The organism is Halobacteriovorax sp. GFR8, assembly GCF_050955245.1.
In the GTDB taxonomy this organism is placed as follows: domain Bacteria; phylum Bdellovibrionota; class Bacteriovoracia; order Bacteriovoracales; family Bacteriovoracaceae; genus Halobacteriovorax_A.
In genome coordinates this window covers 124,531-135,536 of sequence record NZ_JBPBLR010000003.1, presented here as the reverse complement: position 1 = coordinate 135,536, position 11,006 = coordinate 124,531, and the positions used below count along the sequence as shown (strand labels likewise).

Sequence of the window (11,006 nt, the reverse complement as noted above, 5' to 3'; positions counted from 1 at the left end):
CATGCGCGCTATTTATACTAGAGATGACCTCTCTCCATCTATCGATGGTATACTTAGTTTTTCTGATGACCGTAGCCATCACTTAATTAAGGCCGTAAGAGTCAAAAAAGGTGATGAAGTACTATTATTAGATGGACAAGGTGGCCGTTATACAAGTGAAGTGATTAACTGCACGAAGCGTGAAGTTTCACTAAAGATATTAGCATTTGAGAAGATTGAGAAATATACTCATATTGATTTAGCAATAGGGCTTCCAAAAAGAGAAGCCTTTGAGAGCTCTCTTAAGAATGCAACTCAAGTCGGCATCTCAGAAATATTTCCTTTTCAAGCAGACTACTCAAATTGGTCAATAAAGAATTTTGATCGCGTGAACTCTGTTATTGAAAGTTCGTTAATTCAATCAAACAATCCTTACTTTCCAATCGTTCACCACGAAACAGCAAGCCTTGATGCTTTATTCGAGATCTTCCATCAATACGATTATATATTCTTAACGACATTATCTCGTTCAAATGGTATGGATATTGAAAGTATAGACAGCATTAAAGATAAACGTATTTTAATTATCATTGGACCAGAAGGTGGACTTTCTAGTCGTGAAGAAGAGTTAATGTTGAAAGAGAATAATGTTATGGGCCTTAAGCTTGCAACTCCTATTCTCAAAACAGAAAGTGCAGTACTAACAATCGTAGGCTATGTACTTGGAAAATTTGATGTTAAATAAAAAATGTGTCATCCTATTATAAGAGGGCCCAGGGATGAATTTAGAATCACAAAATAGTAAGAAACCAATTCGCTTAAATGACTTAGAGGATTTCGATAATTTCGAAGACTTTGGAATCGAGGATATTCCTTTTAAGCCTATTAATGAAGGACTTGGTTTCCATCATGGAAAGGCGAGTAAAGATGTTTTAAAAAGTGCACGAGTAGAAGTTACTCCAACTCAATCACATGTAAATAACTTTAACAAAGTTCTTGGCCGTGAAAAAGAGATGAGTGTTCCTTCAGAACTTGAAGCTTTTTATCGTAAAGGTACTGAATCTGAAATCCCTAAGGTGAATCGTGAAATTGAAATAAAGAATAAGTCGCAAGATGTTTCTATCATGAGGCGATTTGCTTCTTATGTAATTGATATGAGTGTATCACTAGTTATTTTTACTGTTACCTTAGCCGCAATGTTTTTAGTAAGTGGAGTTCCTTTAGAATCATTTATTGAAATAACACTAGAAAATTCAAATTATAGATTTTTAATAGCACTATTTGTGCTTATCCATATTATTTATCGTATTACATCTGTCTACAGACCTACTCTTGGTCAGTATATTTGTGGCCTAAAACCAAAGCTATCAAATGAGGCTGCTTTTAATACGATTATTGAAAGAACTCTTTTTGAGTTCATTTCTATCCCACTACTAGGACTTCCATATATTTTAGGACTAGATAAGAAATTCTTTGGGAATAGCCTTAAAAAGAGTAAATAATGAAATATCAAGAAGCAAAGGAATATGTAGAGAATCACTTTAGTGGAAAGAAAATTGTATTCACTAATGGGTGCTTTGATATCCTTCACCGAGGTCATTTAATGTATTTAAATGAAGCGAAGAAACTTGGTGATATTCTTATTATCGGACTTAACTCAGACAGTAGTGTTAAGCGCTTAAAAGGTGAAGATCGTCCTGTGAACTCAGAAGATGATCGTCAGTTTATGCTTGAAAACTTAAAGTCCGTCGATAAGGTTTTTATTTTCGAAGAAGATACTCCTTATGACCTTATCAATGCTGTTCTCCCAAGTGTTCTTGTTAAAGGTGGTGATTGGGCCATTGATCAAATTGTTGGACATGACATTGTTACTGCTAACGGTGGACAAGTTTTAAGTTTAAATTTTGAAGATGGTTACTCAACGACTAATCTAATTGAAAAAATCCAAGGCCGTTCTTAAGTGTATATTCATTTTCAAAATGATATCGCAATTATCTCGAACGATATTTCTGATACTGAAGTGGCCACAGCTCATATTTTAAAAACAATTAAGGCCACTTTAAAATTTGGATTTCCTGTTCTATTAAAGTTTAAAGAGTGTGATATTGATATTACTAATCTTCGAAGCAGACACTATATGGCCAACGCTGAGTTTGCATTTATCAATATCTCTTTAAAGAATCGATTTCCAATCGAAAAAGTAATTCAATCACCGACTGAAATGGTCGACTATATGCTTGATTTGAATGATCGACTACCTTAAAAAAAAGTAAAAAATCTACCACTTTTTCCTCAAGAATATTTCCGAGTAACCGTTATGGGTATTGCAGCCAGATGGGTCTGGTTGTTTTGGGATTTAATTTGTTGAGACAAGGAGTTTCAGCGCTAATTACACAAGGAGGTTGCTTATTCGAGGAGAATAGTAATGGGATTAAGAATTAACACGAACACACAGTCAATTGCAGCACAAAGAAGTTTAGGACAAGTTAAAAGAACACAAGATGAATCTTTAAATAAGCTTTCATCAGGTTCAAGAATTAACAAGGCCAGTGACGATGCTGCAGGACTTGCGATATCTGAAAAGTTAAGAGCGAATATTAGAGGTACTCAACAAGCGGCAAGAAACGCGGGTGATGGTATCTCGATGATTCAGATCGCTGAAGGTGGGATGAACGAAGTATCAAATATTTTAGTTCGTCTAAGAGAACTTTCAGTACAATCTGCATCGGATACAATTGGTGATACTGAACGTGAATTTACTGATAAAGAATTCCAACAACTAACAAAAGAAGTTGATAGAATTGCAGAGTCAGTACAATTTAACGGAACGACACTAATTAATGGTGAAGGTGAAGATAAGGAATTCCAAATTGGTCTTAATAATGATGAGACAAATGACAGAATTGCTTTCAAGCCATCAGCAGTATCAGTTAAAACAGAAGATCTCGGAATTGGAGGTTTATCTGTAGCAACAAAAGGTGACGCTCAATCTAACCTTGAAGCTATCGATAAGGCCATGACATCTGTATCTGGTGGACGTGCGGAGCTAGGGGCTTTACAAAATAGACTACAGTCTACAATTAATAACCTAGAGATCTCTAATGAAAATATGAGTGCCGCTAATTCACGAATCAGAGATACTGATGTAGCAGCAGAGTCTGCAAACTTAGCTAAGGCAAATATCCTTACTAGTTCAGCAACTTCTGTTCTTTCGCAAGCAAATGCTTCGAGCCAAAGTGCACTAAGACTGATCGGTTAAGTAAAAATCTAAATCGAAAGCAACATCTAAAATGAAGGGGTCTCGCAAGAGGCCCTTTTTTAGTAAGGCCACGCTTTCACGTGGCCCACTAGAATCTTGAAAGAGCAGAAACTCAGGAGAGAGAATCGCTCAGTCCTTATTGTATTCATAAAATCTATTTCAAAATATGATCTTAATCATTTATTAGTGACAAAAAATAATGTCGATTTTCCTCCTCTTTTTAAGTACTTATTATTGATTCCTTAATACTTAACTTATTGAATTTATATTGATTTACTTACTTTTTTCCAATTATCTGAGAGATTCACTAAAGTATTTAACCGAGTGTAACGAACAGGTATTTGTGAACACTAATTTTGTCTGAAAGCTATTTTTAGTAGGACGTGAGGAAAGGAGAAAAAAATGGGTTTACGTATTGCAACTAATACAGCTGCACAGATGGTGCAGAAAAACATTAAACAGACAGGGAAAGCTTCAGGGGAAGCCTTGGAGAAATTATCGAGTGGTAAGAGGATTAATAAGTCCGCTGACGATGCTGCCGGTTTAGCGATTGCTAAGAATATGGAAGCACAGGTCAAGGGTTTACGTCAGGCTTCTCGAAACGCAAATGATGGTATCTCGATGGTACAAACCGCAGAGGGGGCCATGAATGAAACAAGTAATATTTTAGTAAGATTGAGAGAGCTATCAGTACAGGCCGCATCGGATACGATTGGCGATACTGAGCGTGGCTTCCTTGATAAGGAATATCAGCAATTGGTTAAAGAAGTTGACCGAATTGCTGAGTCGACAAAATTCGGATCGATCTCATTACTTAATGGATCTGGTTCAGAGATGGATATTCAAGTTGGTACTTTTGCCGGAGATAGTGGGCAGATTCAATATGACCCTTCTCAAACAAATGCAACGGCATCAGCACTTAATATTTCAGGCCTTAGTGTTGCTTCCAAAGATGATGCAAGAGGATCGATGGAGAATGTCGACGAGGCAATTTCAAGCCTCTCTGAGCAAAGAGCAAATCTTGGTGCGGTTCAGTCAAGACTCCAGTCTTCTGTGAACAACCTAGAGATTCAGGCGACAAACCTAGATGCTTCTAGATCAGTTATTGAAGATGCAGATGTGGCCTATGAGTCATCGCAACTTGCTTCTTCTAATATTGCTAAGCAAGCAGGGATTGCATCATTAGCGCAGGCTAATAATATCAATTCATCTGCCCTTAGATTAGTAGGTTAATAAAAATGGGGGACACACCCCCCACTCCTTTCTTAAATAATTAAAACGGTCTCGCGCAGGAGAGAAGCGAGACCGTATTTTAAATAAGGAGTATGTCATTTAGGAATTGAGAATAAGATGAGCACAAAGAAGTTTGAACAAGATATTATTGAGTCCATTAAAGAGGGCAGTGAAGTCATTATCTGGGACGTTATTGATCAAAATATTGTTAGGCTTCCAGTGAAAATTAAAAGTCTTAATGCCTTTGCTAAACAGATCTTCCTAACAATAGAAGATGGACTAAGAGATAGCTTGGCCCACTTCGTTCGCGGACCAGGACTTCTCAAACTCTACATTCCAGACATACAGTTAATCTTTATTAGTGAGTTAAATGCTTCTCACGGTAATAGTCTCGAAATTTCATATCCAATAAAAGAAAAACGATTAGAGAGAAGAGAATACGAACGATTCGAACCACTCATTCCACTGTATAGCTGTTTTCAAAATATAAGGTATGAGATTTTTGATATCAGTGAAGGAGGCGTTTCATTTGTTTTAGGAGCTTCTCAATATGAACAGCTCTTTAATAGTAAGAATGAGGTTTTAAATTTTGAAGTTGTTTTTGCAAATGAAAAAATTCATGTAAAAGGAAATGTTGTAAACAAGAAGAAGATAAAACCTTATCAGATATCGAGATTTCCATATGGAGCCTATCGGATAGCAGTGGCCATTGAAAATAATCCAGAATATCGTAAGCATGTTAAGAAGTTACAAAGTGGTTGTGACAAACTAATGAAAGATCTTCTTTGATTATCTTTGCGATTCCGATATGATAATTCTATGAGCAGTTATGTGATATCTGATATCCATGTGAAATGGGATCAAAAAAATTCTGAATACCTTAAAAATTTTCTCGCTATTAACTTTAATGAAAATGATCGTATTTACCTTCTTGGAGACATCTTTGATTTAATGGTTGGAAGCTACCAGGAATACGAAGAACAATATGATTGGTTCTTTAATCGCATAAAAGAAATTACGGCCCGTGGAATACCAATCTATTATATCCAAGGTAACCATGATTTTCATATTGAAGATTTACTTACGGATAATGGAATTATTGTAAAGACCAAACCATTTGTTGAAATAATAAATGATCAAAAAGTTCTCTTTTGTCATGGTGATGAAATTGAAATTGAAAATTTTAGTTATCAGGTTTGGCGTGGATTTATTAGAAGTTATCCTCTGGCCCTTATTTCTAAATATGTTTTTAATTATAAAATTGTGAAAGCAATAGGGGATTACCTATCTCATAAAAGTCGACAGCGTAATGAGAAAAGGTATGGCCAAACACAGCTTAATGGAAGTATTCGAGATAAATTTCGAAAGAGTGCTAAGATTGCTTCAAATGAATATAATGTCGATGTTATTATATGTGGACACAGCCATTATCAAGATGAGTTTAAATCTGATAACTTTTCATATTATAATTGTGGCTATGTTCCTGTTTCAAATAAGTACTTGATGATTAATGAAAACTATCAATTTAAGGAACTTGATTTAAATTAGCGACGCCCGTATTTAAATTTCTCTTTTAATGTTCTAAAGTAATTTCTTTCTTCATTAATGTAAAAATTCACATGACTACTTCTAGACTTTTTAATTAGAATTTCATCTTTTGGTTCTAGTTTAAATTCTTTTTGCCCATCAATTGTTAAGTAGATATCTTCTTGTCCGCGTGGAATTATAATACTCAATGTTTCATTATCTGGTAGCACCATTGGCCTGTGTGTGAGGGCATGTGGGCAAATTGGTGTTAGGACAACTCCCTTAACGCTAGGGTGTAAAATTGGTCCATTAGCTGCTAAAGAGTATGCTGTTGATCCAATTGGCGTACTGACGATGAGACCATCACCAGCTAGGTTGTAAATACTTTCACCATTTGCTTCAAGTTCTAGATTAAACATTCGGGAAATACCAGATTTAGTAATCACGGCATCATTTAAAAAATTTAATTTTATTTTCTTTTGTCCAGGTCTTGTAATCTCTGCTTGATACATCTGAACTTTACGTGTTTTAAGCTTTCCTTTAAGGGCCATCTCGAGGCCATCGTAGAAGTCGTGTTTGGCAAATTCTGCAATAAAACCTAGGTTACCCATGTTAATACCAAAGATATTTAACTTTTTTATATCTTTAGTTCTTGCTGCTCCAATAAGAGTACCATCACCACCAAGAGTAATGAGAATTTTGCATCTGTTAGAAATTTCGTCTCTATTAATAAAGTTAAAATCTTCAGATTTATAGTTCTTAAAGATTTTTAAGATTCTTGCCTCTTGTGATTTTTCGAAGAATACATCAACTTTTCTTCTCTTAAGCCAGTTCGTTAGATTTGGTAAAACAGTAGTAAATTCTGAAACTACTTTTGGCTTTAAGATAATTGCTACTTTATTTGCTGCTGCCATTTATTCCTCGACTGTAACTTCATTTATAAAGTTATTGATATCATCAAAAGGTTTTTGAATAACCTTACATCCATATAGTGAAGCACGTTCTACAATTTGTTCGGAGCTATAAGCTGTGATTATGTAGAAAATGTTTGATATTTCAGCTTCATTATACTTTGTTTTGGATTCTTCTATTATATCAAAACCAGTGATATCTTGAAGCATTAAATCGCAAATAATTCTATCATAATTATTTGTTTTGATGAGTTCGATTGCTTCTTTCCCACTTGCTGTAGACATTACTTCTACACCTTTTCGCTTTAGTAATGTTACAATAGTTTTTTGAATTAGTAGTTCATCTTCAACGACTAGTATTTTCATTGTGTACCTTAGGGACACTAATTTGAAAGTGTGCCCCTTTATTGCTATTAATTAGTGATATATCACTATTAATTTTCTTTGTTAGGTTTTTGCAAATGGCAAGGCCGAGTCCTGTCCCTGTCTCCTTTGTTGTAAAGAATGGATTAAAAATATTGTTCTTTAAAGAGTCAGGAACCCCTGGGCCATTATCTTTTATATCGATAATAATATTTTGATCTGATTCGCTAACGAGAATGTCTATTTTTGAATTTTCTATTTTATTCTCACTTAGGGCCTGAGAGCTGTTAATAAGTAGATTAAATATTACTTGGCTTAAAAGTGTTCCATTCGACATGATTTCTATATCATTTTCCATGTTGAAATTTACTTTGTGTGAGCGCGATTCAGATTTAGTTAAAACTATAGTTTCTGAAATTAAGTTCTTTAGCGAAATTGAAGTAAACTCTTCGTCATCTTTGTAGAGGTTTGAAAACTCTTGAATAATAGCTTGTGATCGTTTCACACTATTTGAAATATGTGAGAGCGTATCCTTGACATCAAAGTCATTAGTTTGATCAATAAGTAAGTTATGTGACAGATCAATACCAAAAAGAGGGTTACTAAGCTCGTGTCTCAACGTGTTTAATAGTTCACCCATGAGTAAGATTCTTTCATGGTGGAGAGAGCTTGTATCTTGTTGATGGACTTCAATTCCAAGTCGATTAATCTCAACATTTTCTTCTGTGATAATAAATGAGTCGATAGGAAAATTGGTTAAGATTCGGTCACTTTCTAATTTAGACTGCCTGCTGCTCTCAATTGTAATAATATTAAATAACTTCGGAATAGATTTGATAATTAAATCATTAAAGATAGATCGATCTGTATCTGCAATAGGAAATAGATCGTTACGTGATAAAAGTATAATTAAGTTATAATCACGAAAAGAAAGCTCTTTGGCCAAGAAGTGTCCATCAAGTTGAATGTCCTTATTTAATAATTCCTTTTGATCAAAGGATTTATTTTTACTCTTTCTTACCTTTGCAAAGAGGGTATTGAAAAAGGTAGGTTCTTGATAGGTTTCATAATATTCATCATTTTTATACGTGATTGAATAAATATTCGTTGTGCCTTTTTGATGAATCAATATCTGTGTCGAACTAAATCCGTTTAAGCCTTCTGCTGTAGTCAGATATTTAAGAAATGAACGAATATTATCTTTCTTTTTGAATTGATATTCTTTATCAATTTTTGAAATAAGCTCTTTGGAATCAACAAGGTTATCGAGTATAAAATCATGTGAGTTGAATAGAACGAATTTCTTACTATTAAGTTTCAGCTCAATTTCTGAGTCGTTAATTTTTGTAATTTGTAATTGGGAATTTTTTTTTGAAGTCGTCTTAAAGTTGCTGTCTTGAAAGTTGGACTCCAAGACAGCCTTGTCAGTATAGATATTTAGTAATTTATTTTCGACTCTTGAATGAGTGGTATTGCTTTGATTTTCCACTGTTTAAGATTATCTATTAGTTCATACTCTAGCAAGTCAGAAAGCATCACAATATCATTGTTTTCACGCGCTGGTATTAGTGCTTTAATGACTGAAAATAGGTGGATTTCTAGATTCTTAATAACTTCTTTATCTGAAAAATATTCTTTGTTAGCTTTTCTTGCAGTTGCGTGAATTCTTGTAATTAAATGAACGTAGAGGTCCAGTAGCTCAATTAGATCGGCAAAAAAGAGATTGGCCTGATCGATATTACCCTTATTGAACTCATCCGTTGTAATTAAGATTTTATCAATTAACTCGTTAATATAACGATTACAATCTTCAAGCGCTTCGAATGCTAATTCGTAAGAATTTTTAATCTGAAGGCTTGGGTATCCCAACTCTTCAAGTGTATAGTCTAGTAGTTCACCAACTTCATTAATCGGAAATGTCTTGTCTTCAATGACTACACCTGTGATTGATTCATTTGTAGAAATACCATCTGTTTCAATTGCTGTGATGGCCTGTCTTAGGGAAATTGAATTTCCATCCAAAGAAAAGCTATCGTTTCCTAATTCTAATGTGATCATATATTTTCCCTTGCCTCTTGCTTGGCCTTATTTATTAGTGAGCATTTTTCGAAGAACTCGTAGAGAACACTGCACATGAGTGAAATCTCATTGTATGTGTAGAATGCAGCCTCTGATAAATTTACGAGATTGCTTCCTTGTAGATTATTCTTAGCAACTTTTGCAAAATCAATTACTGGAGATAGTAGGGGATAAGAAGTCGCTACAAGATCACTTAAACGATCAATTTCATCTAGCTTTGCAGAGAACTTTTTAATTTCTTCTAAACTAGGAGTATTCTTGCTAATCTCTTCGATAATATATCTTGAGTACTTCTTTCCAAACTCGGAAAGCTCATATAGAGTTTCGATTCCCTTAATATGTGTACTTAATTGTGCTTTAGCTTGAAGATTAAAAGAAGGGATATCCATGCTAGTGTTAACTTCAGTAAAAATGCTAGTCCACGCAATGTGATAGAAATTTCGCATAACTTCTTTTGCATCTTGTTCCTTATGTAATAATTCGTTAATGATTAAGTCACCATTATCAAGCATGTCTGATTGATATAGTTTTACCCTGCTAAGGGAGAGAGAAGAACATGAGTTGTTGAGCTCTTCAATATCGATTCTATTATTATTTAACAACTGACCAATACATTGATGTGTGATGTTGTACGGAACGTCGTTATGACACTTATAATCTTTACACTCATCTTTAGGAAAGCATGGTGCACACTCTGTTTTTGGAGCTAGATTATAGTTGTCTAATGCATAAGGAGTAGTTTCATGGGGCCTAACTGTTCCCAGTGAAATCGTTAATGTTTTTATGTTTTTGAAACTTAATAGATTACCAATCATTGAGTCGTGACCAACAAATAGAAAAGAATTATCAACTTTAGAATATAATTCTTTAAGGTCTAGCCCAATCCAAGCTTCAATTCTATCTTTAAAAGGTCTAATAAGTTCTGAGTTTATTATCTCATCTGACGATTCCTGATCTTGGTTGGAACCACAAATATAAACTTTTACTTGGTCATTCTTTTTAAGTGTTTGATAAATTACCTCTACCCAACGATTTGCTTTCCACATCTTCTTTTCATTTGAAGCAAATGGATGAATTAATAAATTAGTTTTCTTTTCTTTCGAAAAATCTTTATTACTTAAGTGGGTAAGTTTCTTTGTAGTACCAATAATTGAAGAAAATAGATCTACTAAGTTGTAAGGATTTAAGTCTCCTCTCATAACAGTAGAGTAAAGATATTGTGACCATCTGTCTGTAATGACTCTTTCATGTAGATCATTGAAATGAGGACCGACTTTGTTTTTTGAGTCTATTAATGAATGAAGATAGGTCGCAGACTTTGAGAATGCGAGATTTATCGAAACTTCAATGTTTTGATCATTAATTTGTTTTAGTTGTTTTTTTAGGTTTGATAGTGCCTCTCTAACATTATCAGCACCAATCATTGCTGTTTTATGTTCTATTGAAATGACTTCGTCAAAGACTTTCTCTAGTAGGAACATAATTGGAGAGGCAAATTTCTTGCGAGCGACTAAGATAATTCTATACTCGGGATGATTTTCTCTAAGTAATTTTACCGCATGAGATGTTTGAAGAAGGTCACCGATTCTTGTTGTTTGGATGATGGCAATTGTCTTCTTTGTATCTGCTTCATTTTTTAAGGCGTTCATAGAATT

General features: G+C 34.3%; 13 protein-coding genes. 8 read left to right on the top strand and 5 right to left on the bottom strand.

Annotation, left to right across the window (positions count from 1 at the left end):
• Window position 1: 1 nt before the first annotated feature.
• The 8 genes from ACRXC1_RS15385 (at window position 2) to ACRXC1_RS15350 (ending at window position 6,019) form a co-directional block, all read left to right on the top strand.
• Window positions 2–724, top strand: a complete 723-nt coding sequence (locus ACRXC1_RS15385) for an RsmE family RNA methyltransferase (protein ID WP_433660123.1) — start codon at window positions 2–4, stop codon at window positions 722–724.
• A 34-nt stretch (window positions 725–758) separates the two neighbouring features.
• Window positions 759–1,481 carry a hypothetical protein gene (locus ACRXC1_RS15380; RefSeq protein WP_433660121.1) on the top strand — a complete coding sequence of 241 codons (723 nt, stop codon included), beginning with the start codon at window positions 759–761 and terminating at the stop codon, window positions 1,479–1,481.
• A complete protein-coding gene (gene rfaE2, locus ACRXC1_RS15375; protein WP_433660119.1) occupies window positions 1,481–1,939 on the top strand; it encodes a D-glycero-beta-D-manno-heptose 1-phosphate adenylyltransferase in 459 nt (152 codons plus the stop codon). Before ACRXC1_RS15380 ends, rfaE2 begins: the two co-directional genes overlap by 1 nt.
• On the top strand, window positions 1,940–2,242 hold the full coding sequence (locus ACRXC1_RS15370; protein WP_433660117.1) for a hypothetical protein: 303 nt from the start codon (window positions 1,940–1,942) through the stop codon (window positions 2,240–2,242).
• Between the two features lie 162 nt (window positions 2,243–2,404).
• A complete protein-coding gene (locus tag ACRXC1_RS15365; protein ID WP_021267426.1) occupies window positions 2,405–3,238 on the top strand; it encodes a flagellin in 834 nt (277 codons plus the stop codon).
• A gap of 402 nt (window positions 3,239–3,640) precedes the next feature.
• Window positions 3,641–4,471, top strand: coding sequence for a flagellin (locus tag ACRXC1_RS15360; RefSeq protein WP_433660114.1), 831 nt, complete (start codon window positions 3,641–3,643; stop codon window positions 4,469–4,471).
• 117 nt (window positions 4,472–4,588) lie between these two features.
• Window positions 4,589–5,260: a hypothetical protein gene (locus ACRXC1_RS15355; protein ID WP_433660112.1), complete on the top strand. Its 672-nt coding sequence runs from the start codon at window positions 4,589–4,591 to the stop codon at window positions 5,258–5,260.
• 30 nt (window positions 5,261–5,290) lie between these two features.
• Window positions 5,291–6,019 (top strand): UDP-2,3-diacylglucosamine diphosphatase, encoded by a 729-nt coding sequence (locus ACRXC1_RS15350; protein ID WP_433660110.1) that lies wholly within the window; start codon window positions 5,291–5,293, stop codon window positions 6,017–6,019.
• Here the strand turns inward: ACRXC1_RS15350 and ACRXC1_RS15345 are convergent.
• Genes ACRXC1_RS15345 through ACRXC1_RS15325 form a run of 5 tightly spaced genes read right to left on the bottom strand, consistent with a single transcriptional unit; the run spans window position 6,016 to window position 11,000 of the window.
• On the bottom strand, window positions 6,016–6,912 hold the full coding sequence (locus ACRXC1_RS15345; RefSeq protein ID WP_433660108.1) for an NAD(+)/NADH kinase: 897 nt from the start codon (window positions 6,910–6,912) through the stop codon (window positions 6,016–6,018). The genes ACRXC1_RS15350 and ACRXC1_RS15345 overlap by 4 nt on opposite strands.
• The gene (locus ACRXC1_RS15340; RefSeq protein ID WP_392910984.1) at window positions 6,913–7,275 is read right to left on the bottom strand and encodes a response regulator; all 363 of its coding nucleotides are present in this window, start codon (window positions 7,273–7,275) and stop codon (window positions 6,913–6,915) included.
• Window positions 7,256–8,761 carry a sensor histidine kinase gene (locus ACRXC1_RS15335; RefSeq protein WP_433660106.1) on the bottom strand — a complete coding sequence of 502 codons (1,506 nt, stop codon included), beginning with the start codon at window positions 8,759–8,761 and terminating at the stop codon, window positions 7,256–7,258. Before ACRXC1_RS15335 ends, ACRXC1_RS15340 begins: the two co-directional genes overlap by 20 nt.
• Entirely contained in the window at window positions 8,710–9,330 is a 621-nt protein-coding gene (locus tag ACRXC1_RS15330; protein ID WP_433660104.1) for a hypothetical protein, read from the bottom strand. The genes ACRXC1_RS15335 and ACRXC1_RS15330 overlap by 52 nt, the downstream gene beginning before the upstream one ends.
• A complete protein-coding gene (locus ACRXC1_RS15325) occupies window positions 9,327–11,000 on the bottom strand; it encodes a glycosyltransferase family 9 protein (RefSeq protein WP_433660102.1) in 1,674 nt (557 codons plus the stop codon). The genes ACRXC1_RS15330 and ACRXC1_RS15325 overlap by 4 nt, the downstream gene beginning before the upstream one ends.
• Between the last annotated feature and the right edge of the window lie 6 nt (window positions 11,001–11,006).

Excerpts from the sequence above, each read along its gene's own strand:
- ACRXC1_RS15385 (WP_433660123.1), top strand. The coding sequence starts at position 2 with ATGCGCGCTATTTATACTAGAGATGACCTCTCTCCATCTATCGATGGT.
- ACRXC1_RS15380 (WP_433660121.1), top strand. The coding sequence starts at position 759 with ATGAATTTAGAATCACAAAATAGTAAGAAACCAATTCGCTTAAATGAC.
- rfaE2 (WP_433660119.1), top strand. The coding sequence starts at position 1,481 with ATGAAATATCAAGAAGCAAAGGAATATGTAGAGAATCACTTTAGTGGA.
- ACRXC1_RS15365 (WP_021267426.1), top strand. The coding sequence starts at position 2,405 with ATGGGATTAAGAATTAACACGAACACACAGTCAATTGCAGCACAAAGA.
- ACRXC1_RS15360 (WP_433660114.1), top strand. The coding sequence starts at position 3,641 with ATGGGTTTACGTATTGCAACTAATACAGCTGCACAGATGGTGCAGAAA.
- ACRXC1_RS15355 (WP_433660112.1), top strand. The coding sequence starts at position 4,589 with ATGAGCACAAAGAAGTTTGAACAAGATATTATTGAGTCCATTAAAGAG.
- ACRXC1_RS15350 (WP_433660110.1), top strand. The coding sequence starts at position 5,291 with ATGAGCAGTTATGTGATATCTGATATCCATGTGAAATGGGATCAAAAA.
- ACRXC1_RS15345 (WP_433660108.1), bottom strand. The coding sequence starts at position 6,912 with ATGGCAGCAGCAAATAAAGTAGCAATTATCTTAAAGCCAAAAGTAGTT.
- ACRXC1_RS15340 (WP_392910984.1), bottom strand. The coding sequence starts at position 7,275 with ATGAAAATACTAGTCGTTGAAGATGAACTACTAATTCAAAAAACTATT.
- ACRXC1_RS15330 (WP_433660104.1), bottom strand. The coding sequence starts at position 9,330 with ATGATCACATTAGAATTAGGAAACGATAGCTTTTCTTTGGATGGAAAT.
- ACRXC1_RS15325 (WP_433660102.1), bottom strand. The coding sequence starts at position 11,000 with ATGAACGCCTTAAAAAATGAAGCAGATACAAAGAAGACAATTGCCATC.